Here is a 23,955-nt window from a genome sequence, read left to right on the forward strand (position 1 = left end):
TGCCGTGCGGGGCCATCAAAGGTTAGTTGCGGACCGACGGTCCTTCCACGCTCAGCCCGTTGCCGCGCGAGGCGACGTAGAGTTCGAGCGCGATGAACTCGTCACTGCCGGGCTCAAAGGTTTCGGCACGTGTGTCACGCACGCAGCCTTTGAAACGGGCGTGAACCGCGTTCAGCTTGGTGTTCTTGAGGCGATAGACCGGAAAGCCGTTGATCTGGCCTTGGCTTAGATGGTCGGCGCGGATCATATTGCCATAGTTCTGTTCATGGCAGGACGCGCAGGCCAGTTCCAACTGTCCGGTGCGGGTATAGTAAAGTTCCTTGCCCGCTTCCCACGTGGATTGCGCAGGACCGTCAATTGCCACATTGACTGGCATACCGCGCGAGACAGAGGAGATCAGCGCCGTCATGTTGACCATGTCGCCGCCTGTGTACTTCCACTTTTCCGCGCCCATCTGGTTTTCGCGGCAATCGTTGATCTGCATCTCAAGGGTGCGCACTTCGCCCGCATCTTCGTTCCACTTGGGATAGACCGGACGCACGCCAGCCATCTCTTCGGACGCACCATGGCAGCTTGCACATGACTTGCCTTCGGAGCCTTCGGCGGTGTTCCAGACCTCTTCGGCCTGTTCGACAAAGATCATACCGGGGTTGTCAAAATCATCGGCCTGCATGGCGCGGGTTTCCGTACCACGGAACAGCCAGCCCGACATAACCTCGTCCATTGCGTCCGAAATGTGCGCGGGGGCCGCCGTGCGGGTCACCATTGTGACCTCTTCGTTCAGCACCAGCGTGTCATCCACGGGCTCTGCCATCAGTGGCGTGGCGATCATTGCACTGGCGAGCAATGCTCCAGTCAGCTTTTTCATAGATGTCCCTCCCAAGACGATCAGATCACCCGATTGCGATGCTTTTTGTTTCTTCGTAAACCGATCCGTCGTCGTCATACCACGTGAAGGCAAACTCGCCTGCCTCGGGCACAATCGCTTCGAATTCGAAATACGGGTTAGTCGAAATCGCGGGTTCAAGCGTGACGTCGATCACGTTCTCGCCGTTGAAATCGCAGGTGAACCGGTTGATGATCGAGCGCGGGATCGCATTGCCATCGTCGTCTTTACGCTGGCCGGATTCCATCTTGTGGCTGATCAGGGTCTTGATTGTGATCGTCTCGCCAGCAGCAGCGCTTTTGGGGACTTTCACGCGGGGTTTTACACCAGATGCCATGTTTCTATCTCCCTCTTAGCCGCCGCAGCCGCCGATTGTGACTTTGACCGTCGAAGCGGCCTGAACAAATGACCCGTCTTCCAGCTTGGCAACGGCGATCACGTCCTGTGTGCCTGCAAGGCGGATACGTGTCGACGCAGCGCGCGAAGCAGCCAGCTTGCCAAACTTGAACTTGGCCACACCGGGTGTCGGGTTGCCTGCGGCGAACACCATGATCTCCACCGCCGTGTCCGAGGACACCTCGATCGGAACCGTGTTCCCGTTTTCCGCGATCTCGGGTGCGGTCAATTTGATGTCGCCCGCGCCGACCTCGGCACCGCCGGTGAAGGCTGCAATCGCGTCATCCACAGCGGCCGATGCACGCATGGGCAGACCGGCAACAAGGAACGCGCCCGCCCCCATCAGAATTGCATTACGTCGTGTCAGTTCCATCAGATGAACCTCCTCTTGACCCGTCTCGGGCCGTTACTCTTTGAGGGTGGACAGGTAGGCCACCACATCTTCGATTTGCTGCGCCGTCAACAGCGGGCCGAATGTGTCGTCCGCCGCCTTGCCGGTATAGGCATTGCCGGGGCGAATGAACCCTTCGGTCTTGTAAAAGGACGGCATCAGGCTGTCCTCGAACATCATCTTGGCGTTGGCGACGATGCCGCGCAGTTCCGCCTCGCTCCAGCGTTCGCCAGCGCCGTCCAGCATCGGGCCGATTTCGCCTTGGAACGGTACGTCGGCCAGATCACTGACCTGATGACAGGCAACGCAGTTACCCAGTCCTTTGTTCCCGACGATCTCGCGTCCCGAGGCAACATCCCCCGGCACACCCGTCAGGGATTGTTCGACACTTCCATCGGTAAAGGACACAGCCGTGGGCGCGATCGTTTCAGCGTTCAGGGCAAAGCTTGAGGCCGCGAGGGCCAATATTGCAGTAAAGGTGCGTTTCATGCGTCCTCCCAAACACATTCAAGGTTATGCATACCGTAGGACACAATGTCGCGACCGATCAAGTGACAAATTCGAAAACTTGAATTTGTGGCACTCTCAATCAGTCGATCCATCTGCACGCTCCTGTATGCGACGTGCGTGGTATCGCTGGAAATCCTCCTCGGAATCAAGCGCATAACGTTCTTCGTTGACCCATGTGAACATATCAAGCGTCGTGCCCGGCCCGAATGCCCCCGGCATCATCGCGACAGCCGCAGTTTGTGCGGTGGCACCGTCCTCGACCTCTTTTGGCAGGAACAGAATCGAGGGCGTGAACAACAGCCCCCATTTGCGCGCGGCCTGCTTTTCGCTCAGCACTTCGCCATCGAAATCGGTCACTTCGGTGTCGCCATGCAGGTTGATCTGCACCACAAAGAAATTCTCGCTGATGTAGCTGGCGATCTCCTCGCGGGGGAAGACTTCTTCATGCATTTTTGTGCAGTAGATGCAGCCGCGCTGCTCGACGATCAGGGCCAGACGCTTGCCCTCGGCATTCGCCTCGGCCAGATCTTCGGACAGATCCTTGAACGTGTCACGCATCCAGTCGGTTTTGTGCAGCCCGTCATCGCCGATCTCGGCAGACAGGGCGGGCAGTGCGATCAGGCAGAAAAGGGCGATCAGACGTTTCATGGCAGCAAGTCCTTTCTAAAAGGTGCGGTTCATATGTTCTGGAACACAGGGAACGCGGTCAACATCCACTGGGCTATACAATTGACGCTATCGGTTGCGATCAGGATCGCAAAGGCGATCAGCAGCAGGCCCATGGCCTTTTCCACCTTGGGCAGGTGGCGGCGGAACCGTGCGGCGAATTTCAGGAACGGCCCGATGAACAGGGACGCGACTACGAAGGGCAGTGTCATCGCCGCGCCGAATACCAGCAATAGGACCAGCCCGCGTGCCGCCGTCGCCTCGGTACTGGCGGTAAACACCACCGCGGTCAGCACGCCGCCAACGCAAGGCGTCCATCCGGCGGCAAAAGCGAAGCCGACCACGTAGCCGCCCAGAATGGACAAGTTGTTGGTATCCCCCGCATCCATCTGGAACACGCGGTTCAGAAACCCGATGCGCAGCACACCAAGGAAATGCAGCCCCATGATCAACACGATCAGCGCCGCCACTATCCGGAACTCGGTCTGCATACTGCGGAACGTCTGGCTAAGCCCGTAGGCCGCAGCGCCCAGCAGGACAAACACCGTGATAATCCCGAGCGAGAACATCACCGACGCCAAGAAGGCGCGCCTGCGCACGCCCGGGGCCAGTTCGCCCCCTGCGCTGATTTCGGACATGGACGCACCAGCCATATAGCTGAGGTAAAAGGGCACGATGGGCAGGACGCAGGGCGAGAAGAAAACGATCAGTCCCCCCAGAAACGCGCCGACAAGTGTGACGTCAAACATGTGCAATTGCCTCGGCGCTTGTGAAGGGTACATATTCAAGTTATTGTATGTTTACCGCATTCGTCAATTGGAACGCTGATGATCCGCACCCTGTCCGCCCTGTTTCTGGCCCTTGCCCCGTTGCCTGCCTTGGCAGCCGATCTTGTGATGGTCGAACAGGCGGGATGCCATTGGTGCGCCCGCTGGAACGCCGAGATCGCGCATATCTACCCCAAAACTGACGAGGGGCAGCGCGCGCCTTTGCGCCGCGTGGACCTGCGCGACCTGCCCGACGACATCGCCTTTACATCGCCGCCCGTATTCACGCCCACCTTTGTGCTGGTCGAGGACGGGCAGGAACTCGGGCGCATCGAAGGCTATGCGGGGGACGAATTTTTCTGGTTCCTGCTGACCAAGCTGCTGGATGCCCATCCCGAAGTCACCGAAACAGACTCGTGACGGCTAAGGAATGTTGACTGCCACGACACGCAAATTGCCTTTTAAGGCGGACGCAATAAAAGAGGTCAGAACCTTTGCGAGACACACGAGCTGAAATGTCGCTTCCAGTGATCAACAAAGATATGTCCGACGTCGAAATCGAACGGATGATGCAGAACGCCTGCACGGCCTCCAACTTTCTCAAGGCGATCAGCCATGAAGGGCGGTTGATGATCCTGTGCCATCTGTCCACCGGCGAGAAATCCGTGACCGAACTCGAAGAGTTGCTGTCCGCCCGTCAGGCGGCGGTGTCCCAGCAGCTTTCGCGCCTGCGTGCCGAAGGGCTGGTAGCCCCACGGCGCGAGGGCAAGGTGATCTATTACAGGCTGACAGACAAACGCGCGATCGAGATTCTCGCGGTGGTCTACGACCTGTTCTGCAAGAAGACCTGACAGAACACAGCACAGCGGAGGACGGCCATGTTGAACATCTTATCAGAGGCATGGGTTCTTGCGTTGGCTGGCTTTTTCGGCGGCATCATCTTGGGACTGGCGGCACGTCTTGGGCGGTTCTGCACTTTGGGCGCGATCGAGGATTACTTGTATCAGGACAGCGACATACGCCTGCGCATGTGGCTGTTGGCGATTGGCGTCGCAGGCCTCGGGGCCTTTGCGCTGGTTGGCATCGGCGCACTTGAGCCCTCACGTAGCATCTATCACCTTGCGCCGTGGTCGCCCGCCTTTGGTATCTTGGGCGGGTTGCTGTTCGGCTATGGCATGTCGCTTGCGGGCAATTGCGGCTTTGGGGCCTTGGCGCGGTTCGGCGGGGGCGATTTGCGGTCTTTCGTCATCGTACTGGTGATGGGCATCAGCGCCTATATCGCGCTGTCCGGTCCCTTGGCACAGCTGCGGCTAAGCGCCTTGGCCATGACCGAAGTTGACACACAATATCGCAGCTATTCGCAGGTTCTCTCTGCACTCAGCGGAGTTTCCACCGTCCTTATCGGCCTTGCGATCAGCGCGGCCATCACCATCGCGGCCCTGTGGTCCCGCGCCTTGCTCAGCCGCCCCGCCACGCTGATCTGGGCAGTGCTGGTCGGACTGGCCATCGTCAGTGGCTGGGCCGGAACACAATGGGTTGCGCAAACAGGGTTCGGCACCGCAGCCGTCCTCAGTCACACCTATACCGCGCCACTAGGCGACACGATCCTGTTCCTGATGACGTCCAGCGGCGGCGGCCTCAATTTTGGTGTCGGGTCGGTCTTTGGCGTGCTGGCGGGGGCCTTTGTCGGCAGCCTAATCAAGGGGCATTTCCGCTGGGAAGCTTGCGAAGATCCGCGCGAACTCAAACGGCAGGTGCTGGGCGCGACCCTCATGGGCTTTGGCGCGGTGCTCGCCATGGGCTGCACCATTGGTCAGGGCATCTCGGCCTTTTCGCTGCTGACGCTGAATGCGCCGATTGTCTTTGCCAGCATCTTTGCCGGTGCCGCCTTTGGCCTGCGCCAACTGATCACCGGCCTGTCCTTTGGATAAACGCGGGCCTTGGAATTAGGCTTGCCCGCCTCGGTTGCATCCCCTAGCATTTCGCAAGTGCCGGAAACTCCGGCAAAATCCTGCGCCGCATCATTGCTTTTCAGGTCTGGCCACAGGCGCGCACCAGACGGAGTCGACCCGATGGAGCCTTTTGCCCATGGCCCGTGATGAAGCCGCTTCGCCCTATGCGTCACAGCCTGCGCATGCCTTCTGGCGCTCGGCCGTGGTCGAACAGCAGCCCGAGGCGGTGGCCAAGCTGCATCAACCCCGTTTCGCACTGACACCGGACACCGCGATCATGACCGCAGGTAGTTGTTTCGAACAGCATCTGCACCGCAAGCTGCGCGGCATGGGCTGGGGCGTGATCGTCAAAGAAGACGTCAGCGGCCATGTCCCCGACCGCGTCGCGGCGCGCTATGGCTTCGGGCAGTATACGGCGCGTTATGGCAACATCTACACGGCGCGCCAGTGGGTCGAACTGATCCAAGAGGCGACGAGCGACGCGCCGCCCCCGCCGATCCTCTGGGCCAAGGACGACCGCTATGTCGATGCGTTGCGCCCCTCGGTCGAACCCAAAGGGCTGGCGCATCCGGACGAGGTTGCCCAAGCCCGCACTGCCCATCTGCGTGCGGTGCGCGACGCGTTGCACGCGGCGGAATGCGTGATCTTTACCCTCGGCCTGACAGAGGCCTGGATCGACCGTGCCACGGGCCGCGCCCTGCCCACCGCACCCGGAACCGTCGCGGGCAATATGGCCGACAACCCCGCCGATTTCGTCAACTTCTCATACGAGGAAGTGCTCGCCGATCTGACCAAAGCGCGTGCCTTGCTACGGGACATCAATCCGCAGATGAAAATCCTGCTGACGGTCAGCCCCGTGCCCCTGACAGCGACGCGCACGACCTCGCATATCGCCGTTGCTTCGACCGCGTCAAAGGCGATCCTGCGCACCGCGTGCGATGCAATGCTGTGCCAGTTCGACGACGTGGATTATTTCCCCTCGTACGAGATTATCACCACGCCCGTGCTCGGTGGCCCGTTCTTTGCGGCGAACAAACGCAACCCGTCGGATGCCGGCGTCGCGCGCGTGATGCAAGTGTTCGAGGACAGCTATACCGGCGGGCAGACCGTCACCACCGCCCTCGACGACGCGGACCCATTTCAGACCGACAGTTGGGAAGTCGCCTGCGAAGACATGTTGCTGGATGCGTTCGCAAAATGATCCGCATCGCTTGTATCGGGAACTCGCATCTGGCCGCGTTCAAGGATGCTGCTGACGGGATCAGGGCCGCGCATCCAGATGTGCAGATACAGTTTTTCGGCCTGCCCAATCCGGTGTTTTTCAAATCCCCCCAGACCGGCGGCGCTGCACTGAACGTGGTACAGCCCGTCGATACGGTGGCGGATCAGATGATCGACCCCGACGGCGCCTATCCCATTCCGCTCGACACATTCGATGTTGTGCTGCTGACCTCGCACGGGTTTTACCTACGCCATTTCGTGACCGGTTTTTCGGGCGTTGATGTGCTGGGTTTTGCGGAAACGGACGCGGGCAAGCCGCTAATCTCCATGCCCTGCGCGCGCGACATGATCAGGACCACGTGCCGCACCTACGCCGACCGTCTGCGCACGTTCTTTCCGCAAGCGCCGCAGATTGTCGTGGTGCAGGCCCCCTTCCCCTCGCGCGAGGCCACGCAGTACAGCACAGAGTTGCACAACCTGTTCCACCACCCCGCGCGCGATGCGCTGTTCGACGCGTATCAAACCATTCTGGCCGAGGTGTGTTTCAAGCAGCGCCTGACCCTTTTGCCCGTATCGGACGCGATGATCGACGTGCCGTTCTTCACCAAGCCGAATTTTGCGCGGCAACGCGATTTACCCGACGAGACAGCGGCGGAATTGACGGATTATTTGCACATGAATGCAGGATACGCGCAGGCGCAGTTCTCGGAATTTTACCGCACACATATCGTCGGCTGACCCTACCCTTTTGGTCGCTATCACAGCCTCACCGGTGTAAATCAAGGACGCGGATATTGCAGCATTGGCAGAGAGATACAAAAACCTTCTATGCGCTCCACCACCGTCATGCATGCAAGGCCGCAGAAGCAAAAGTTGCGTTTTAGTGCCATGTCGGCCGCTTGTGTGCATTGCTACTTTTGCGATGTAAAACGGAATGCTACGGTTTTCGGGAAATCAGCCGTAGCGAGTATGTCTTGAGGTTCCCTTCCGCCCGCATTTCCGACACCCACGCTTGTCCGATCCATGGCGGTGGCGCCATCGTGACAGGGTTCCCCACCGTACTGGTCGGCAGCATGCCCGCATCACGGATCACCGACATCGCCATGTGCGGCCCGATCCCCAACGCGTTGGTCAGCGGGTCGATGACGGTGTTGATCGGCAAATCGCCTGCGTCACGCATCACCGAAAGTCTGGCCCATGGCGGCAAGGTCGTCTCGGGCTTTCCCACCGTGCTGGTGGGCGACAAGGGCGGCGGCCCCGTCCCGCCCGCCCATGGACCCGTCGGGGGCATGTCGCGTCAGGCGGCGGCCCTTCTGGCAGCACAAGGGTCGAACGCGCCCCTGTGCGAAGTTTGCAGCAGCGTCTGACCGACCCGCAGATGGCGCTTTACGGAATTCTTAACCTTGCTACCGCTGTGCCCGTGCGCAGCATGGTGATCGGATATGACGCGCCCAAGGGCGAGCCGCTGTTGGGGCGACAGGGCTTTGCCGATGTGCTGGCGGTGGGTCCATGGCTGGTTGACCTCGAACGCGCACCCGAAGTGTTGAAGATGTGGCACAAACACGGGCGTTGGAAGGACTGGGGCTATACGTTCCACTCGGATCAGGATTTTGCCACGCTGTTGCGCCACTTCAAAAAGTTCAATCACTCCAAGGTCGAAGGGTCGGACAAGACCTATGTCTTCCGCTATTTCGACACGGTCGTGTTTCTGGATTTCATGCGCAACATCGTGGACGAGGATCAGGCGACCGCCTTTTTCAAAGGGATCGCGAAATTCACGGTCGAGGACAAAGAGACCAAGCAAACCCTCGACATCCATCCGCCCGATGATCCCGTGCCTGCCTCTCCGGCCGGTTAACCCTGATTGGGATAGACACGCCGTTCGGTGAACAGCATCCGCGTGTTTGCGGTCATCCCGCTAAAGCTCTTATGCACATAGCGCGCGCGGATTTCCCGAGCGAGGTTGCTGGGCACCGATGCCCCCGCTTTCATCACCCCTGCCGCGTTGGACAGAACCGATGACATTTCCTTGGCATAGACGAGACTTTGTTCTGCGATCGGGCGCAGCGGGACTTGGCCGACCCGTGCGTGATAGTGCATCGCGTGAAGGCTGGCGGTGCCGATATTGGGCTGGACGTGTTTGATGTAGTTATAATGGTCGGGCCGGTTGCCGCGTCCTTCGATCCTGATCTCGCGGATCGCTTCGTCAAACCATCCGCGCCGGTCCAGAAACGCAGGGCGAGAGGTATAGACTTCCGTGACCACGCCATCCGCCTCGGCCCCGCCGATATCCCCGTGCGCCCCCGGCATCCAGACTTCCTTGGCGTGGCTGGGCAGCACGCTGGACGACGGGTAAAACACGCGGAATTCGTCACCGGCCACGATCTGGAATACCTGTTCGGCGGTCGTGGACTTGATGTTCAGGTCATAGACCGGGCCTTCCGCGCGGAACAGACAAAACGGGTTGAACTGCCCCACGGTGCTGCAATACATGCCCGCCAGTTCGTCGCCCAGTTCGCGCTGGACGTTATTGCCCGGAATGCCGACCGAACCGACTGTGTCGAACAGGCCCAGAAACCCGATCTTGAGGTTGGGAATGCCGCTGTCGGCCAGCATGTTGCAGAACACCCGCGCTGCCGCCGCACCGCGTGAAAAACCAAAGCAATTGACCGTCAGTTCGCGCAGATCGTCAAACCGCCCATATGGCGCTACCGCTTGGCGCAGCGCTTCTGCGCCCTTATCTAATTGCGCCGCGATACCGGATGCACCGCCCGCCGCCGCACCGCCATAGGTGGTATCGCCCTGCCCCGCGATGGTGCCGATCCCTTCGATGTACTGTTTTTCATAAGCGACCGACGGGTGGCCACAATCGCTGTCCACGTTTTCGGCGTTGTCGAAATGCAAATCCCACAGGCGACGCACATTGGTATAGGAACCGGCATAGCTCGCGTCGTCAAAGGCGGACCCGTCTTCGTCGCGAAAGTCGGTCACGTTGTGAGCGTTGTTCCATGTCCCGTCAAAGAACAGCCCGACCGTCACCGCCGTGTCAGGACAGGATTGCGCCGTCGCATCAACCGACGAACGCCCCTCCGCAGAACTGTCTGCGGCAATCGCTTCGCTGCGTTCCAGAAGGGCGGCGTCGGACTCGCTCATGGCGCACCTTTGCATTGGGGGGCGGGCAGTGGCAGCGCCTTGTCCTGCTCGATCTGCTCCAACACAGGCGCGGCAAAGGCGGCCTCTGCCGATGTGAACGGCGCGGGCGGATCGGGTTCCACCGTGCCACAGACCTGTCGCAGCACGACATAATCCGCCCGTGTATGCGCACGCCCCAGACTTGGCGCGGTCAACATCGCACCCAGATCCGCGCCATCGCGCAGGGTCACATCCTTGGGCGTGCGCGTTGCCGCCACTTCCGGTCCGTCCGCATACAGTTCCAGCCCGCCATTGGGCAGGAAGGAAAACGTCACATAGACGCTGTTACCATTCCAACCTTTGATCTCATCCGGTGAAAAGGTCAGGTTCGCGCGATAGGCGCGCGCGCTGTGCACTTCGAACCACAGCACATCAAGGCTCAGGTCGGGCCGGTCCCCTTCGTACAAAATGGTGATACCCGCGCCGTTGCCACTGCCGGGGACGCCCTGTTTGCCGGTACAGCAACGCACAGATTGCGGCGCACCGTTCGAGGCCCCGTTGACCGTAAATCCGAACATGACCGGCCAAGCGCGATAGGCCTCGGCCTCGTAATTCAGGCGCAGTTTTTCAGGATCGCTGCCCATGGCAACGGCCGTGCCCGCCAGCGCGGTCAACAGTGCGAAACCGATAAGGCCCCTCATGCCGCATCCGTCCCGAGGAAACGGCGAAATACCTTCATGGCCTGCCGCATCTTTTCCACCTCTTTCAGCTCGGATCGCAGCGTGTCCTCCAACCCGTTGGCGCGTAAGTCGGCAAACCCGTCAGGGCCAAGGCTCGCTTCCCAGAAACACAGCAGGTGGATATGGCGCTTTTGCACGACATCAGCCTTCCTAGAATAGGCGACCACGCGGCGGCGCACCCACGCCTCAAAGGCGGCATCGTCAACGCCGGCGGCGCGGTATTCGGTAAGATCCTGCGCAATATCACGGCACACCTTGTCCAGTTTGGTCCTGTGAAACAGGGCCATCTGTTCGGTCGAAAACTGAAGTATCGCCGCCCCTCCTCAACATCACACGGGCATCAGCCCGCATGCGCCTGACCTGCAATGCGCAACAGGCGCGCGCCATTAGGCCAAGCTGTTGCGAGCATCATGGCCCAAACCTGCCCGCCAGAACAAGTGTCTAGCGGAACGCAGTTATGTGACAGATATGATGGAAGGGCGTACCGCCGCATCGGGCACAAGGAAAAGGCAGGTCGCGCACGACATCCCGCGCGCGACAGCTCCTAAAACTGCGTGGCTCAGAACGCCTCGGGACGCGCCTCGCGGGCCATATGGTCAAGCACCGCATTCACAAAGCTTGGTTCTTTCCCTTCGGGGAAAAACGCGCGCGCCACATCGACATATTCGGTGATCACGACTTTGGGCGGCGTGTTCGTGTCGCGCAATTCGGCCCCCGCTGCGCGGAACAGGGCGCGAATGGTCGGGTCGATGCGCGCAATGGGCCACTTGGCGACCAAGGCACGGTCGGTGATCTGGTCGATGATCGCCTGATAGTTCACGGCGTCATCCATCACCTTGGCGAAGTGAACACTATCGCCCTCGGTCATCTCGTCGCCGTCATAGGTCGCGCCGAACCGGTGGTCCATGAACTCGACCTTGATCTGGTCGACGGTCTGCGATGTCTGCTCCATCTGGAACAGCGCCTGCACAGCATAAAGCCGCGCGGCGGAGCGCATCTTGCGTTTCTGATTGCCCGAAAGGGTCATGTGGTCGTGGACCTCGTGTTGCCAGCCAGTTGATATTCGTCGGTCGCAGGTTTGAAGCCGACGCCCTTGCTCTGGCGGCCCCACTTACGGGCGAGTGCGATCAGGTGCAAGGCCGCAGCGGCCGCTCCGCCACCTTTGTTTTGCCCCTCGGGGTCGGCGCGCACCTCGGCTTGAGCGATATTCTCGACCGTAAGGATACCGTTTCCGATGCACAGCCCCTGCAGACCCAGCAGTTGCAGCGCACGGCTGCTGTCGTTGCAGACGGTCTCGTAATGGGTTGTCTCGCCACGGATCACACAGCCAAGCGCGACATAGCCGTCAAAGTTCGACATCCGTTCCGAAATGCCGATGGCCGTGGGAATTTCCAGCGCTCCGGGCATTTCGACCACGTCCCACGTGGCGCCGGCGGCTTCGATCTCGGCCTTTGCGCCCGCCAGCATATTGTCGGCAATCGCTTTGTAGTAAGGCGATACCACGATCAACACTTTTACAGGGCGGTCAAAGCTCGGGCGCTCCAGCACGTGATGTTCAATAGACGCCATGTCTCAATCTCCCAAAATCGGACGGGTACCGACGATTTCCAACCCGTAAGCATCAATGCCCATATAGGTGGTGCGCGGACTATCGGTCAGCAAGATCAAACGGGTCAGGCCCATATTGCTCAGCATCTGCGCGCCTAGACCGGTGTTCTTCACAATGCGCGGTCCTGCCTCTTCCTGCGCGAACAGCTCCTTGCGCGGCTCGCGGAACAGACACACGACCCCGCGCCCCTCTTCGGCAATGATCTCCATCGCGCGGGGCAGTTCGCCCACCGGCTTGTCGCTCAGCCCAAGGATATCTGTCACCTCGGCGAGTGCGTGCGTGCGCACGAGAACCGGTTCATCGCTTGTCAGATCGCCCTTGGAAAGGGTCACATGCTCGATCCCGTGGGTCTGGTCGGTGAAAATACGCATGTGCCACTCGCCGCCATGCTGGGACATCACCATGCGGCTGTCGGTCTCGACCACCAGATTGTCGTAGCGACGGCGATAGGCGATCAAATCGCTGATCGTCCCGATCTTGAGGTTATGCGTCTTGGCATACTCCACCAGATCAGGCAGCCGCGCCATGGTGCCGTCCTCGTTCATGATCTCGCAGATCATCGCGCTTGGGTCATGCCCCGCCAGACGCGACACGTCGCACCCCGCCTCAGTATGACCGGCCCGCACCAGCACGCCACCCTCGCGGGCGCGTACCGGAAACACATGGCCCGGTGTGGCCAGATCGGACGGGCTCGACTTCGGATCAATCAACGTGGCAATCGTCAACGCACGATCCGCCGCAGAAATCCCCGTTTCCACCCCCTCGCGCGCCTCGACCGACACGGTAAAGGCGGTCTCGTGACGGCTCGAATTGTGCATCGCCATCATCGGCAGGCCGAGGGCCGCAACACGTTCCGCCGTCAGCGTGACACAGATCAAACCGCGCCCGTGGGTGGCCATAAAATTCACCGCCTCGGGCGTGGCAAAGCTCGCCGGAATCACCAGATCGCCTTCATTCTCGCGATCCTCGTGATCAACCAGAATGAACATGCGGCCCTGACGGGCATCCTCGATAATCTCTTCAATCGGAGAAATGGCATTGGCAAGTTCCGCCTCAACCTGTCCGGGGGTTTCAAAACTCATGCTTCACCTCTGGCAACCGTTATTTCGCGGCATATCCCAAGGTCTGCCTTGATGCCAGCAGAACGCGACGGCGCGGCTTCTCTGTTCTAAAAATCCCCCCCGGAGGGCCGATAGGCGGCACGCGCCACGACAGCCTGATGCACCAACCAACGTAACACGCGGCAATCATGTCGTCAGGCCGCCGGGCTGTCCGCTGGATCAGCCCGCTTCGGCGAGCCGCGCGACATAGCGCGCCAGCGTGTCAATTTCGAGGTTGATGCGGTCGCCCACCTGCACATCGCCCCATGTGGTCACCTCTTTGGTGTGGGGGATAAAGTTGATGCCGAACTCATTACCCTCGACCTCATTTACCGTCAGTGACGTGCCGTTCAGTGCAACCGACCCTTTCGGCGCGATAAAGCGTGCCAGATCGGCTGGCGCGCGCAGACGCACGCGGGTGCTATCGCCCTCATCCTCGACCGACACGACCTCGGCCACGCCGTCCACATGGCCCGACACAATATGCCCGCCCAACTCGTCCCCGACGCGCAGGGCACGCTCAAGGTTCACGCGCTTGCCCACCTGCCATGCGGCAAGGTTGGTTTTTGACACGGTTTCCGCGCTGATCTGTACGTCATACCAGTCCGCGCCAAGGTCCACGACCGTCAGGCACACCCCGTCCGAGGCGATGGACGCGCCCATGTCGATACCGGATGTGTCGTAGCCCGTCTTGATGCGCGCCCGCAGATCGCCCTCCTGCTTGAGGTCGATCAAAGTGCCGATATCCGTGATAATGCCAGTGAACATGCGTGCGCCTTTCGTTTTGCCCTTGTCAGGTAGCGGCGACAGGGCCCACTGGCAAGGCCCTCGGGCGTTGTGAAATCACCATTCGCGGGCCATACTGTCGCCCCAATCATCTGTTTATCTTTTGGAAATCCATGCCACATATCCGAGGTCAGATGACACTTCAGACGCCAGACAAACGGGTCTTTTTGTTCCTTCAGGGACCGCACGGGCCGTTTTTCAACCGCCTCGGCGCGATGTTGCGCCGTGCGGGCGCGACCGTCTGGCGGGTTGGCTTCAACGCGGGCGACCGTGCCTTCTGGTTCCATCCGCGCAGCTTCATCCCCTATCGCGGCAAGGCCGAGGATTGGGCCGACACATTCACCGCACTGGTCGAGGAAAAAGGCGTCACCGACATCGTGCTTTACGGTGATGTCCGTCCCATCCACGCCAGCGCCGTGGCCGAGGCCAAGCGCCGCGGGATCACCGTACATGTGTTCGAGGAAGGGTATATGCGCCCCTATTGGGTGACCTACGAGCGCGGCGGCACCAATGGCAACTCCCGCCTGATGGAGATGAGCGTGACCGAGATGCAAGAGGCGCTTGCCCTGTCGGATATGGAAGCCCCCCTGCCCCCCGGCCATTGGGGCGACATGCGCCAGCACGTGTTCTACGGCGCGCTGTACCACTGGTTCGTGATGTTCCGGAACGGCGATTACCGGAACTTCCAACCACACCGCGCCATGACCGTCGTGAACGAATTCAAGCTGTACCTCAAACGGCTGTTGCTGATGCCGGTGCACACGATTGACCGGTTTCAGGCCACGTTCCGCATCCGACACGGCGGTTTTCCCTACCACATCGCCCTGTTGCAGCTTGAACATGACAGCAGCTTTCAGGAGCATTCGCCCTTCTCTTCCATGACCGAATTCCTCGAACCGGTGATCCGCGGCTTTGCCACCGGCGCGCCCGGGCACCACCATCTGGTCATCAAGGCGCATCCGCTGGAAGACGGGCGCGCCCCGATCCGGCGCACCATCCGCACGTTGATGCGCGAATTGGGCCTTGAAGGACGCGTGCACTACGTGCGCGGCGGCAAGCTGGCGCAGCTTCTCAACGATGCGCGCAGCGCCGTGACAGTGAACTCCACCGCCGCCCAACAGGTTCTCTGGCGCGGAATTCCGCTCAAGGTGTTCGGGCGCGCGGTCTTTGCCAAACCAGAATTTGTCAGCGACCAGCCCATCGCCGAATTCTTTGCCGGTGCCAGCCGCCCCGACAATAAGGCCTACAAGGATTACCGCCGCTATTTGCTGGAAACCAGCCAGTTGCCGGGCGGTTTTTATTCCGCACGCGGGCGGCGGCAGCTGCTGCGGCAGGTCGTGGATATGATGCTGGCCGAGGAAGATCCCTATGACGCGCTGGCCTCTGGCACCGCGGCCCCAAGGCAACAGTTGCGGCTCGTCACCTAACACACACAACCCCTATGGCTAGATTTTGTCGGGCGGGTGCGGTAACTTGCATGCAAATCAGCGTCGGAAAACCGGTGCGATCAGAATAATCGGTGTGGGCAAACCCGCATCACGAGGCAGAAAAACAGGTCGAGGAGACCGAGCAGTGATCTTCCAGTCATTCCGCTGGGCGCGCACAGGCGCGCTATTGGCCCTTATCGCTACGCTTTCGTCATGTGGCTTGCCCCAAGTCGGTCCGAATAAACGCGAAATCTTTGCAGGCTCGGTTCAAAAAGAGGGCGACGCGTTCATCGTGTCGGTCAATGACCGCGTGACACGCGCCACCGCCGTGACGCCCGCGCTTGGCTTCAGTCAGGAATTTATCAACGCTGGTGTTGTCGGGTCCGATACGATCCGCCCCGGCGATGTTCTGGGCCTGACGATCTGGGAAAACGTCGATGACGGCCTTTTGTCGGGTGAGGGCTTGAACTCCACCATCCTCGAAGAAGTGCAAGTCGACGGTGCCGGCTTTATCTTTGTGCCATATGCGGGCCGCATCCGCGCCGCGGGCAACACGCCCGAGGCCATCCGCCGCATCATCACAACAAAACTCGAAGAACAAACGCCCGATCCACAGGTGCAGGTGCGCCGCGTGGCCGGTGACGGATCGACCGTGTCGCTGACCGGATCGGTTGGCGGTCAGGGCGTCTATCCCATCGAACGCCCAACCCGTACCCTGTCCACCATGCTGGCCCGTGCTGGCGGTGTGACCATTGTGCCGGAAATCGCCCAAGTGACCGTTATTCGCGGCTCCATGCGCGGACGCATCTGGTTCCAAGACCTCTACGAACACCCCGAGCTTGATATCGCCCTGCGCGGCGGCGACCGCATTCTGGTCGAGGAAGACACACGTGCCTTCACTGCCCTTGGCGCAACTGGCGGTCAGGCCCGCGTGCCGTTCGAATCCCAGAACCTGAGCGCGCTTGAGGCGATTGCCCAAGTCGGCGGCCTGCAATCGGCCACAGCCGACCCCACCGGCATCTTCGTGTTCCGCAACGAACCGTCCGAAGTCGCCAATGTGGTACTGGGCCGTGACGATCTGCGCGGTGCGCAGCGTCTGGTCTATGTGCTGGACCTCACACAGCCCAACGGCATGTTTCAGGCCCGCGATTTCGTGATCCGCGATGGCGACACAATCTATGTGACCGAAGCGCCATATACACAGTTTATCAAGATCATCTCTGCCCTGACAGGCGCGGCCGGATCGGTCAGCTCGCTGAGCAGCTTGTCAGGCAGCGACTAAACCACAAAAGGGCAGACCTCGTGACCTCCCTGCCCAATCATGCCGCCGGACCTGAAAAGGACCGGCGGCTTTACGTTTACAACGGTGGTTTCCTAACCCAAACCCGTGTGCGGCGCATTCTGGCGCTGTCGGGCTACCGCATTTCCCTTGGACTGCCGCAGGCGGATGATCTGGTGGGCATCTGGGGCAATTCGCCTACCGCCCATCGCGGGCGGGCCGTGGCCGAACGGCGCAAAGTGCCAGTGCTGCGGGTCGAGGATGCCTTCCTGCGCTCGCTCTTCCCCGGACGGGCGGGCACGGCGGGGGGCGCGCCTCTGGGTCTGCTGCTTGACCGCAAAGGCGCGCATTTCGATCCCACCCGCCCGAGCGAGCTTGAGGATATCCTTGCCAACCATCCCTTGGATGACACCGCCCTTCTGAACCGCGCGCGCGGTGCCATGGCCCGCATGGTTGAGGCGCACCTGACCAAATACACCGCATTCGAGGTCGACGCCCCCGTCCCCGATCCCGGCTATGTGCTGGTTATTGACCAGACACGCGGGGACGCATCAGTTTGGGCCTCCGGCGCGGACCGTAACAGGTTTCTGGAAATGCTGTTCGTCGCGCAAGAGGAACACCCCGCCGCGCGCATTATCATCAAGACCCACCCCGAAACCGCGCAGGGGTTCCGGCAAGGCTATTTCACCGCTGCCGACTGCAATGACCGCGTCGAACTGTTCGAACAGGCGGTCAGCCCTTGGACCCTGATGGAGGGTGCGATTGCGGTCTATACCGTGTCTTCGGGCATGGGGTTCGAGGCCATCCTCGCGGGGCATAAACCCCGCGTTTTCGGCCAGCCTTTCTATGCCGGTTGGGGCCTCAGCTCCGATGAGTTCCCCGTCCAGCGTCGCCAACGCAAACTGACCCGCGCGCAGTTATTTGCAGGCGCAATGATGCTGTACCCCAAGTGGTACGACCCGTTTCGCGACAGGCTGTGCAGCGTGGAAACGGCGATTGAGACGCTGGCTGCTGACACTCGTGCGTGGCGCGCCGATCATCGCGGCTGGGTCGCAAGCGGGATGCGGATGTGGAAGCGCAAGCCGCTGCAAAAGGTCTTTGGCCGTCACAAGGCGATGGTGTTCGAAGATGACCCTGCCCGTGCCCGTGCCACCGGCAAGCCGTGGATGGTCTGGGCAGGCAAGGCAGAGGTCGGGCATGAAATGGCCGTGCGGGTCGAGGACGGTTTCCTGCGCTCACGCGGGTTGGGGGCGGAACTGGTGCCGCCGCTGTCACTGGTGACGGACGACCTTGGCATCTACTACGACCCGTCCCGCCCCAGCCGTCTGGAGGCGCTGATCCAGTCCCGCCGCAACTTGCGCCCCGATCAGGCGCTGCGGGCCGAGGCGTTGATCACTGCCCTGACCCGCGCCGACGTCAGCAAGTACAATCTGGTGGGTACGCTGCCGGACCTGCCGGACGGCCCGCGTGTTCTGGTGGTTGGGCAAGTCGAGGACGATGCGTCGATCCTCACCGGTGCCAGCAGCATCAAAACCAACCTTGCGCTCTTGGAAGCCGCACGCGCCGCGCATCCCGACGCCACGCTGATCTACAAACCCCATCCCGACGTCGAGGCCGGATTGCGCAGCGGCGCCTTTGACGCCAGCGACATCGCGGACGTGATCGCCACCCGCAGCGACATTACCGCGCTGATCAAATCGGTCGATACCTTGTGGACGATGACCTCGCTTGCTGGGTTCGAGGCGCTGTTGCGCGGTGTCCACGTGGTCACCACAGGGGCCCCGTTCTATGCGGGTTGGGGGCTTAGCGATGATCGCGGGGACGTGCCGCCGCGACGGCGCGAGGATATTTCCCTTCTGGGATTGGTCCATGCGACGCTGATCGACTATCCGCGCTATTTCGATCCAAAAACCGGCCTGCCCTGCCCCGTCGAAGTGGTGGTCGAACGGCTTGCGAGCGGGGATGTCCCGCACCCCGGATGGGGCAACCGCACATTGTCAAAGCTGCAAGGATTGCTGGCCAGCCGCGCCCATTTGTGGCGCTAAAGGGCGCGCTGCCAGATGTGGCAGATGTCTGCGCCGATCCGCTCGACCGAGGCCAGATCGAACCGCGCCGCCTCGGCCAGTTTGCCGACACCTAGCGCGCCGATATTCGGCAGACCCTCGGCCCCGATGGCCAGTCCCGCAGTATAGCCAACCAGCCGGTCTACCAGATCCGCTTCGATCAAGGCGGCGGCCAAGGCGCTGCCGCCTTCGCAGAACACCCGCGTCAGCCCGTGCGCACCAAGGCGTTGCAGCACGTCACGCGGGTCAAGCTGGCTGCCCCGCGCTGCGCAGGTCAACAGCGTCGCGCCAAGGTCGCGCCATGTGTCCTGAAGCATCGGATCGGCGTCGCGCCCGTGGCAGATGATAACCGGCACATCCTTGGCCGTGCGCGCCAGCGTACCCAACAGGGGCAGGTCAAGACGGCGCGAAATCACAATGCGCGCGGGCTGCCTGTCGATGCCGAGGTCGCGCACGGTCAGGGACGGATCGTCCTGCCGCGCCGTGCCGCCGCCGACCATCACCGCATCATGGCGCGCGCGCATTCCATGTACGTGGCGACGCGCATCCGGCCCTGTGATCCACTGGCTTTCGCCCGATCCGGTCGCGATCCGGCCATCAAAGCTGCCCGCGAGTTTCAACGTGACCAGCGGACGCCCCTGTTCGACGTTCAGGAAAAAACCAGCAAGGTCCGCCTGCGCCTCGGCGCGGCATACGTCCAACGTAACCTCGATCCCCGCATCGCGTAGCCGCTTCAGCCCTGCGCCGTCGACACGGGCATCGGGGTCTTGGGCGGCGACAACCACACGGGCAATGCCCGCCTTGACCAGCGCATCGGCGCAGGGCGGGGTTTGTCCGTGATGGGCACAGGGTTCCAAGGTGACATAGGCCGTCGCGCCGCGTGTCAGAGCGCCCGCCTGCGCAAGCGCCACGGTTTCGGCATGGGGGCGACCGCCCGGCTGCGTCCAGCCCCGCCCGATGATCCGGTCGTCGTACACGATCACACAGCCCACGGCAGGATTGGGCGCGGCACTGCCCTGTCCGCGCCTGCCCAAACTCAGGGCAAGGCGCATGTAACGGGTGTCAGAAGCCACGCTTAATCGTCGTCAGGGGACGCGCCGGGCCGCAGTTCCTGCACGAACTTATCGAAGTCATCGGCCGCTTGGAAATTCTTGTACACGCTAGCAAAGCGCACATAGGCAACCGTGTCGATCCGATGCAGCGCTTCCATCACGATCTCGCCGATGGTCTTGGACGGGATGTCCGTCTCGCCCATGGACTCAAGTCGGCGCACTATGCCGGAAATCATCTGGTCGATACGCTCGGGGTCGATGGGGCGTTTCTGCATGGAAATGCGGATCGACCGCTCCAGCTTGTCCCGATCAAAGTCTTCGCGTTTGCCGTTGGTCTTAACGACGACGAGATCACGCAATTGCACCCGTTCATACGTGGTGAACCGACCGCCACAAGCCGGACAGAACCGCCGCCGCCTGATCGAAACATGATCCTCGGCTGGCCGACTGTCTTTGACCTGAGTGTCTATATTCCCGCAAAACGGACAGCGCATCGCCCATCCCCCTCTGAAAATCCCGCCTGTAGTGGGGTTTACCCCCATTTACACGAAACTATAGGGGCTCGACTAGGTTTTGGGTAGTGCAGAAATGACACCCCTAGATAGGCGGTATCGTTATCTAGACGCAAAACGGGTGCCTAGCGGGGTCAGGGCGTTACCAGACGGTATTTGATCGCATAATCGGGGTGCGATTTGCACATTGCATAGGCATGGGCCATGGAAAAGCTCAGCCCCGGTTTGCGGATGCTGGCCGAATAGGACGTTACCGGATCGGCCACCTGCGCGGTCGAAAAGATGACGCTTTTGCGTCCAGCAAACACCTCCGAAGGGCCGCGGGCTTGCACTACGGTCAGATCGCCACCGCGCTGGCCCAGTTCGTCCCGCGTGAACTTGCCCGCCGCGCACCAGATTTGCGCGCCCCCAGCGCCATCGGCCTCGACCACTTCGAACGTGTTGGCGTCGATGGCCCGCACGGGCAGTTCGAAGGTTTGTTTGTAAAACGCACGTTGCGCCAGCACCGAAGTGGGCAACGCCATGCTCAGGGCCGCGATCAACGGCAGGATGCGAAAAGTCATGAGGTTTCTCCTGTTCGCCATACAGGTAACGCCCCGCACGCGGGATGCGAAATAAACTTTGCGCGTTCTTAGGCCAGATGCGCGACAACCTGCCGTGTCTTTGGCGCGTCGCGGTGTTCGAACAGGTAAATCCCCTGCCACGTGCCAAGGGCAAGTCGCCCCGATGTGACGGGAATTTGCAAGCTGACCGGCAACAATGATGCCTTGATATGCGCGGGCATATCATCCGGCCCCTCATAGGTATGGGTCAGATAGGACATCGACGGATCGGTGGTCGGCGGCACAAGGCGCGCGAAGAAGGCGGCAAGGTCGGTCTGCACCTCGGGGTCGGCGTTTTCCTGAATAAGCAGCGAACAAGATGTGTGCTGCACAAACAGTGTCAGCAGACCGCTGCCAGAGGCCCACGCCGCAACATCGCGGGTGAATTCGTACAGGCCGGGGCCACGGGTCTGGATGGAAAAGCAGGTCTGCTTCATGGGCTAGCCACGGGTGCGGAACAGTTTGTCGCCTTGTTCGTCGATCACCTGCTTGGCCTTTTGCAGCGAGATGGCGGCGACCTCTTCACGGTCTGCCATTGTGTCGGCGCGGATCAGGGTGTGGGTTTTCACCTCGCCGTCGATCGCTTTCTCGATCCGTGCGCATAGACGGAACTGATTGCCATCCTGCTGCGGTGTCGGGGTGATGCTGAACCCTTTGTACTCTTCGCTCGGCATGTCCTGCGGCGGCGTCGGGGCGCTGCCGAACAGCTTTTTCAGGAAGGACATAAAGGGCCTCATTGGATCGGAACAGTGGGTAGGTTGGCGCTGGCGCGGGTCGTGCAGCGGCGGAAATGAAAAAGAGCCTGCGCGTGGTCCGCACAGGCTCTCTCAATTCTTACTGGTCGAGGAAGGAGCGCAGCTTGCGGCTCCGGCTCGGGTGCTTGAGCTTGCGCAGCGCCTTCGCCTCGATCTGGCGGATACGTTCGCGGGTCACGCTGAACTGTTGGCCCACTTCTTCGAGTGTGTGATCGGTGTTCATGCCGATCCCAAAACGCATACGCAGCACGCGTTCCTCACGCGGCGTTAGTGATGCCAGCACGCGGGTTGTGGTTTCCTTGAGGTTTTCCTGAATGGCGCTGTCCAGCGGCAGCACGGCATTCTTGTCCTCGATGAAATCGCCCAGTTGGCTGTCTTCCTCGTCCCCGATGGGGGTTTCGAGGCTGATCGGCTCTTTGGCGATTTTCATCACCTTGCGCACTTTTTCCAGCGGCATTTGCAGCTTTTCGGCCAGTTCTTCCGGCGTCGGCTCGCGACCGATCTCGTGCAGCATCTGGCGACCTGTGCGGACCAGTTTGTTGATCGTTTCGATCATGTGCACAGGGATACGGATGGTGCGCGCCTGATCAGCGATGGACCGCGTGATCGCCTGACGGATCCACCACGTCGCATAGGTGCTGAACTTGTAACCGCGGCGGTATTCGAACTTATCCACGGCCTTCATCAGGCCGATGTTGCCCTCTTGGATCAGGTCAAGGAATTGCAGGCCCCGGTTGGTGTATTTCTTGGCGATCGAGATGACGAGGCGCAGGTTGGCTTCGACCATTTCCTTTTTCGCCTGACGGGCTTCTTTCTCGCCCTTCTGGACCTGCTGCACGATGCGGCGGAATTCAGAGATATCCAGACCGACATACTGGCCGACCTGCGCCATGTCGCTGCGCAACTCTTCGACCTTGTCTGCCGAGCGTTCGATGAACATCTGCCAGCCACGACCGGACTTTTCGCCCATTTCTTCCAGCCAGCCGGGATCGAGTTCGCGGCCACGATAGGAATCCACGAACTCCTTGCGGTTGATGCGGGCCTGATCGGCCAGTTTCACGATGGCGGAGTCGATCTGCATGATACGGCGGTTGATGCCATAGAGCTGGTCAATCAGCGCTTCGATACGGTTGTTGTGCAGGTGCAGTTCGTTCACCAGCAACACGATTTCAGCGCGCAGCTTCTGATAGGTTTCCTCGTCCCCTTTAGAGAAAGAGTCATCCTCGTTCAGGGTCGCGGAAATCCGGCTGTCCTGCATTTCCGACAGCATGGCGTAGTCGTTGGCGATGATGTCGAGCGCCTCAAGCACCTGTGGCTTCAGCGCGGCCTCCATCGCGGCAAGCGACATGTTGGCCTGTTCGTCCTCGTCGTCGTCATCGTCTTTGGCAATCGGGTTACCGTCGGCGTCCAGTTCGGGGCCGTTGTCGGATTTCGTGTCCGACGTGGCGGCCGCCCCGACAACAGGTTCGGAAACGCCTTCGCCCTCTTCGCCCATCTGGTTGCCGAATGTCGCCTCAAGGTCGATCACATCGCGCAGCAGAATTTCTTCGGTCAGAAGTTCGTCGCGCCAGATGGTGATCGCCTGAAAGGTCAGCGGGCTTTCGCACAGCCCTGCAATCATGGTGTTGCGACCGGCTTCGATCCGCTTGGCGATGGCGATCTCGCCCTCGCGGCTCAGCAGTTCGACGCTGCCCATTTCGCGCAGGTACATGCGCACAGGGTCGTCCGTCCGGTCGAGTTTTTCCTGACCTGTAGAACCCAGCGTCAGATCGCGAGTGCCTTCGGTCGTGGTCACATCGGTCGAGCCTTTTTGCTCTTCCTCTTCGGCCTCTTCGTCCTCGATAATGTTAATGCCCATTTCCGACAGCATCGACATCACGTCTTCGATCTGTTCGGAGCTGACCTGATCGGGCGGCAGAACCGTGTTCAGCTGGTCATAGGTAATATAGCCCTTTTCGCGGGCCTCGCCGATCATCTTCTTGACGGCGGCCTGGCTCATATCGAGCGAATGCCCGTTGTCCTGGTCTTCCGTCTTGGCGTCTTCGTTCGTGTCTTTCGCGGCCATGCTGGGCTCCTTTATCGGGGCTCAAAAGCGAATCGGTTAACTGA

General features: G+C 60.9%; 29 protein-coding genes. 10 read left to right on the plus strand and 19 right to left on the minus strand.

Going from position 1 to position 23,955, the window contains the following annotated elements; genetic code table 11:
• Positions 1–22: 22 nt before the first annotated feature.
• From soxA to AC6GQJ_RS07235, 6 genes are all read right to left on the minus strand, one after another.
• Entirely contained in the window at positions 23–868 is an 846-nt protein-coding gene (gene soxA / locus AC6GQJ_RS07210) for a sulfur oxidation c-type cytochrome SoxA (RefSeq protein WP_500773212.1), read from the minus strand.
• Positions 869–893: 25 nt separating this feature from the next.
• A complete protein-coding gene (gene soxZ, locus AC6GQJ_RS07215; protein ID WP_500773214.1) occupies positions 894–1,223 on the minus strand; it encodes a thiosulfate oxidation carrier complex protein SoxZ in 330 nt (109 codons plus the stop codon).
• Positions 1,224–1,238: 15 nt separating this feature from the next.
• Positions 1,239–1,655 carry a thiosulfate oxidation carrier protein SoxY gene (gene soxY, locus AC6GQJ_RS07220; RefSeq protein ID WP_500773215.1) on the minus strand — a complete coding sequence of 139 codons (417 nt, stop codon included), beginning with the start codon at positions 1,653–1,655 and terminating at the stop codon, positions 1,239–1,241.
• A 33-nt stretch (positions 1,656–1,688) separates the two neighbouring features.
• Positions 1,689–2,162: a sulfur oxidation c-type cytochrome SoxX gene (gene soxX / locus AC6GQJ_RS07225; protein WP_500773217.1), complete on the minus strand. Its 474-nt coding sequence runs from the start codon at positions 2,160–2,162 to the stop codon at positions 1,689–1,691.
• A 96-nt stretch (positions 2,163–2,258) separates the two neighbouring features.
• A complete protein-coding gene (locus AC6GQJ_RS07230; protein WP_500773219.1) occupies positions 2,259–2,831 on the minus strand; it encodes a thioredoxin family protein in 573 nt (190 codons plus the stop codon).
• A gap of 29 nt (positions 2,832–2,860) precedes the next feature.
• Positions 2,861–3,598, minus strand: coding sequence for a cytochrome c biogenesis CcdA family protein (locus AC6GQJ_RS07235; RefSeq protein WP_500773221.1), 738 nt, complete (start codon positions 3,596–3,598; stop codon positions 2,861–2,863).
• 78 nt (positions 3,599–3,676) lie between these two features.
• Between AC6GQJ_RS07235 and AC6GQJ_RS07240 the strand changes: the two genes are divergently transcribed.
• From AC6GQJ_RS07240 to AC6GQJ_RS07270, 7 genes are all read left to right on the plus strand, one after another.
• Positions 3,677–4,036 carry a hypothetical protein gene (locus AC6GQJ_RS07240; protein WP_500773223.1) on the plus strand — a complete coding sequence of 120 codons (360 nt, stop codon included), beginning with the start codon at positions 3,677–3,679 and terminating at the stop codon, positions 4,034–4,036.
• A gap of 95 nt (positions 4,037–4,131) precedes the next feature.
• Positions 4,132–4,467, plus strand: a complete 336-nt coding sequence (locus AC6GQJ_RS07245) for an ArsR/SmtB family transcription factor (RefSeq protein ID WP_500773225.1) — start codon at positions 4,132–4,134, stop codon at positions 4,465–4,467.
• A gap of 27 nt (positions 4,468–4,494) precedes the next feature.
• Entirely contained in the window at positions 4,495–5,547 is a 1,053-nt protein-coding gene (locus AC6GQJ_RS07250) for a YeeE/YedE family protein (RefSeq protein ID WP_500773227.1), read from the plus strand.
• A 157-nt stretch (positions 5,548–5,704) separates the two neighbouring features.
• Complete coding sequence (locus tag AC6GQJ_RS07255; protein WP_500773229.1) at positions 5,705–6,769, plus strand: GSCFA domain-containing protein; 1,065 nt, start codon at positions 5,705–5,707, stop codon at positions 6,767–6,769.
• Positions 6,766–7,527, plus strand: a complete 762-nt coding sequence (locus tag AC6GQJ_RS07260) for an SGNH/GDSL hydrolase family protein (protein ID WP_500773231.1) — start codon at positions 6,766–6,768, stop codon at positions 7,525–7,527. Before AC6GQJ_RS07255 ends, AC6GQJ_RS07260 begins: the two co-directional genes overlap by 4 nt.
• Positions 7,528–7,763: 236 nt before the next feature.
• Positions 7,764–8,156: a PAAR domain-containing protein gene (locus AC6GQJ_RS07265; protein WP_500773233.1), complete on the plus strand. Its 393-nt coding sequence runs from the start codon at positions 7,764–7,766 to the stop codon at positions 8,154–8,156.
• Positions 8,132–8,647 (plus strand): DUF4123 domain-containing protein, encoded by a 516-nt coding sequence (locus AC6GQJ_RS07270; RefSeq protein WP_500773234.1) that lies wholly within the window; start codon positions 8,132–8,134, stop codon positions 8,645–8,647. The genes AC6GQJ_RS07265 and AC6GQJ_RS07270 overlap by 25 nt, the downstream gene beginning before the upstream one ends.
• Here AC6GQJ_RS07270 and AC6GQJ_RS07275 read toward each other — a convergent pair.
• The 7 genes from AC6GQJ_RS07275 to AC6GQJ_RS07305 form a co-directional block, all read right to left on the minus strand.
• On the minus strand, positions 8,644–9,942 hold the full coding sequence (locus tag AC6GQJ_RS07275) for a T6SS phospholipase effector Tle1-like catalytic domain-containing protein (RefSeq protein ID WP_500773236.1): 1,299 nt from the start codon (positions 9,940–9,942) through the stop codon (positions 8,644–8,646). The genes AC6GQJ_RS07270 and AC6GQJ_RS07275 overlap by 4 nt on opposite strands.
• Entirely contained in the window at positions 9,939–10,622 is a 684-nt protein-coding gene (locus tag AC6GQJ_RS07280) for a hypothetical protein (protein ID WP_500773238.1), read from the minus strand. Before AC6GQJ_RS07280 ends, AC6GQJ_RS07275 begins: the two co-directional genes overlap by 4 nt.
• Positions 10,619–10,915 (minus strand): hypothetical protein, encoded by a 297-nt coding sequence (locus AC6GQJ_RS07285; RefSeq protein WP_500773240.1) that lies wholly within the window; start codon positions 10,913–10,915, stop codon positions 10,619–10,621. The genes AC6GQJ_RS07280 and AC6GQJ_RS07285 overlap by 4 nt, the downstream gene beginning before the upstream one ends.
• Positions 10,916–11,220: 305 nt before the next feature.
• Positions 11,221–11,688: a transcription antitermination factor NusB gene (nusB, locus tag AC6GQJ_RS07290; protein ID WP_500773242.1), complete on the minus strand. Its 468-nt coding sequence runs from the start codon at positions 11,686–11,688 to the stop codon at positions 11,221–11,223.
• Complete coding sequence (locus AC6GQJ_RS07295; protein WP_500773244.1) at positions 11,685–12,230, minus strand: 6,7-dimethyl-8-ribityllumazine synthase; 546 nt, start codon at positions 12,228–12,230, stop codon at positions 11,685–11,687. Before AC6GQJ_RS07295 ends, nusB begins: the two co-directional genes overlap by 4 nt.
• A gap of 3 nt (positions 12,231–12,233) precedes the next feature.
• On the minus strand, positions 12,234–13,352 hold the full coding sequence (gene ribB / locus AC6GQJ_RS07300; protein ID WP_500773247.1) for a 3,4-dihydroxy-2-butanone-4-phosphate synthase: 1,119 nt from the start codon (positions 13,350–13,352) through the stop codon (positions 12,234–12,236).
• Positions 13,353–13,550: 198 nt separating this feature from the next.
• Positions 13,551–14,138, minus strand: a complete 588-nt coding sequence (locus AC6GQJ_RS07305) for a riboflavin synthase (protein WP_500773249.1) — start codon at positions 14,136–14,138, stop codon at positions 13,551–13,553.
• Between the two features lie 152 nt (positions 14,139–14,290).
• Here AC6GQJ_RS07305 and AC6GQJ_RS07310 point away from each other — a divergent pair, with 152 nt between their 5' ends.
• The 3 genes from AC6GQJ_RS07310 (at position 14,291) to AC6GQJ_RS07320 (ending at position 18,907) form a co-directional block, all read left to right on the plus strand.
• Positions 14,291–15,583 (plus strand): capsule polysaccharide biogenesis protein, encoded by a 1,293-nt coding sequence (locus AC6GQJ_RS07310; RefSeq protein ID WP_500773251.1) that lies wholly within the window; start codon positions 14,291–14,293, stop codon positions 15,581–15,583.
• Positions 15,584–15,728: 145 nt separating this feature from the next.
• A complete protein-coding gene (locus tag AC6GQJ_RS07315; RefSeq protein ID WP_500773253.1) occupies positions 15,729–16,865 on the plus strand; it encodes a polysaccharide biosynthesis/export family protein in 1,137 nt (378 codons plus the stop codon).
• A gap of 20 nt (positions 16,866–16,885) precedes the next feature.
• Positions 16,886–18,907, plus strand: a complete 2,022-nt coding sequence (locus AC6GQJ_RS07320; RefSeq protein WP_500773256.1) for a capsule polysaccharide biogenesis protein — start codon at positions 16,886–16,888, stop codon at positions 18,905–18,907.
• On the opposite strand, the gene ribD is transcribed toward AC6GQJ_RS07320, so the two are convergent.
• From ribD to rpoD, 6 genes are all read right to left on the minus strand, one after another.
• Positions 18,904–19,998: a bifunctional diaminohydroxyphosphoribosylaminopyrimidine deaminase/5-amino-6-(5-phosphoribosylamino)uracil reductase RibD gene (gene ribD / locus AC6GQJ_RS07325; RefSeq protein WP_500773258.1), complete on the minus strand. Its 1,095-nt coding sequence runs from the start codon at positions 19,996–19,998 to the stop codon at positions 18,904–18,906. The genes AC6GQJ_RS07320 and ribD overlap by 4 nt on opposite strands.
• A 2-nt stretch (positions 19,999–20,000) precedes the next feature.
• Entirely contained in the window at positions 20,001–20,471 is a 471-nt protein-coding gene (nrdR, locus tag AC6GQJ_RS07330) for a transcriptional regulator NrdR (protein ID WP_500773260.1), read from the minus strand.
• 152 nt (positions 20,472–20,623) lie between these two features.
• Positions 20,624–21,052: a hypothetical protein gene (locus AC6GQJ_RS07335; RefSeq protein WP_500773262.1), complete on the minus strand. Its 429-nt coding sequence runs from the start codon at positions 21,050–21,052 to the stop codon at positions 20,624–20,626.
• A 68-nt stretch (positions 21,053–21,120) separates the two neighbouring features.
• Positions 21,121–21,528 carry a secondary thiamine-phosphate synthase enzyme YjbQ gene (locus tag AC6GQJ_RS07340; RefSeq protein ID WP_500773264.1) on the minus strand — a complete coding sequence of 136 codons (408 nt, stop codon included), beginning with the start codon at positions 21,526–21,528 and terminating at the stop codon, positions 21,121–21,123.
• 3 nt (positions 21,529–21,531) lie between these two features.
• A complete protein-coding gene (locus AC6GQJ_RS07345; RefSeq protein ID WP_500773266.1) occupies positions 21,532–21,816 on the minus strand; it encodes an HlyU family transcriptional regulator in 285 nt (94 codons plus the stop codon).
• Between the two features lie 109 nt (positions 21,817–21,925).
• Positions 21,926–23,911 (minus strand): RNA polymerase sigma factor RpoD, encoded by a 1,986-nt coding sequence (rpoD, locus tag AC6GQJ_RS07350; RefSeq protein ID WP_500773268.1) that lies wholly within the window; start codon positions 23,909–23,911, stop codon positions 21,926–21,928.
• Positions 23,912–23,955: the final 44 nt, after the last annotated feature.

The organism is Tateyamaria sp. 7Alg 36, assembly GCF_059882455.1.

Bases quoted from the DNA above. Each gene is read 5' to 3' on its own strand.
- AC6GQJ_RS07340 (WP_500773264.1), bottom strand. From the start codon at position 21,528: ATGAAGCAGACCTGCTTTTCCATCCAGACCCGTGGCCCCGGCCTGTAC.
- soxY (WP_500773215.1), bottom strand. From the start codon at position 1,655: ATGGAACTGACACGACGTAATGCAATTCTGATGGGGGCGGGCGCGTTC.
- AC6GQJ_RS07250 (WP_500773227.1), top strand. From the start codon at position 4,495: ATGTTGAACATCTTATCAGAGGCATGGGTTCTTGCGTTGGCTGGCTTT.
- AC6GQJ_RS07335 (WP_500773262.1), bottom strand. From the start codon at position 21,052: ATGACTTTTCGCATCCTGCCGTTGATCGCGGCCCTGAGCATGGCGTTG.
- AC6GQJ_RS07260 (WP_500773231.1), top strand. From the start codon at position 6,766: ATGATCCGCATCGCTTGTATCGGGAACTCGCATCTGGCCGCGTTCAAG.
- nusB (WP_500773242.1), bottom strand. From the start codon at position 11,688: ATGACCCTTTCGGGCAATCAGAAACGCAAGATGCGCTCCGCCGCGCGG.
- AC6GQJ_RS07275 (WP_500773236.1), bottom strand. From the start codon at position 9,942: ATGAGCGAGTCCGACGCCGCCCTTCTGGAACGCAGCGAAGCGATTGCC.
- AC6GQJ_RS07305 (WP_500773249.1), bottom strand. From the start codon at position 14,138: ATGTTCACTGGCATTATCACGGATATCGGCACTTTGATCGACCTCAAG.
- AC6GQJ_RS07245 (WP_500773225.1), top strand. From the start codon at position 4,132: ATGTCGCTTCCAGTGATCAACAAAGATATGTCCGACGTCGAAATCGAA.
- soxX (WP_500773217.1), bottom strand. From the start codon at position 2,162: ATGAAACGCACCTTTACTGCAATATTGGCCCTCGCGGCCTCAAGCTTT.
- AC6GQJ_RS07235 (WP_500773221.1), bottom strand. From the start codon at position 3,598: ATGTTTGACGTCACACTTGTCGGCGCGTTTCTGGGGGGACTGATCGTT.
- AC6GQJ_RS07345 (WP_500773266.1), bottom strand. From the start codon at position 21,816: ATGTCCTTCCTGAAAAAGCTGTTCGGCAGCGCCCCGACGCCGCCGCAG.
- soxZ (WP_500773214.1), bottom strand. From the start codon at position 1,223: ATGGCATCTGGTGTAAAACCCCGCGTGAAAGTCCCCAAAAGCGCTGCT.
- ribB (WP_500773247.1), bottom strand. From the start codon at position 13,352: ATGAGTTTTGAAACCCCCGGACAGGTTGAGGCGGAACTTGCCAATGCC.
- rpoD (WP_500773268.1), bottom strand. From the start codon at position 23,911: ATGGCCGCGAAAGACACGAACGAAGACGCCAAGACGGAAGACCAGGAC.
- soxA (WP_500773212.1), bottom strand. From the start codon at position 868: ATGAAAAAGCTGACTGGAGCATTGCTCGCCAGTGCAATGATCGCCACG.
- nrdR (WP_500773260.1), bottom strand. From the start codon at position 20,471: ATGCGCTGTCCGTTTTGCGGGAATATAGACACTCAGGTCAAAGACAGT.
- AC6GQJ_RS07295 (WP_500773244.1), bottom strand. From the start codon at position 12,230: ATGGCGTCTATTGAACATCACGTGCTGGAGCGCCCGAGCTTTGACCGC.
- AC6GQJ_RS07310 (WP_500773251.1), top strand. From the start codon at position 14,291: ATGACACTTCAGACGCCAGACAAACGGGTCTTTTTGTTCCTTCAGGGA.
- AC6GQJ_RS07255 (WP_500773229.1), top strand. From the start codon at position 5,705: ATGGCCCGTGATGAAGCCGCTTCGCCCTATGCGTCACAGCCTGCGCAT.
- AC6GQJ_RS07230 (WP_500773219.1), bottom strand. From the start codon at position 2,831: ATGAAACGTCTGATCGCCCTTTTCTGCCTGATCGCACTGCCCGCCCTG.
- AC6GQJ_RS07240 (WP_500773223.1), top strand. From the start codon at position 3,677: ATGATCCGCACCCTGTCCGCCCTGTTTCTGGCCCTTGCCCCGTTGCCT.
- AC6GQJ_RS07280 (WP_500773238.1), bottom strand. From the start codon at position 10,622: ATGAGGGGCCTTATCGGTTTCGCACTGTTGACCGCGCTGGCGGGCACG.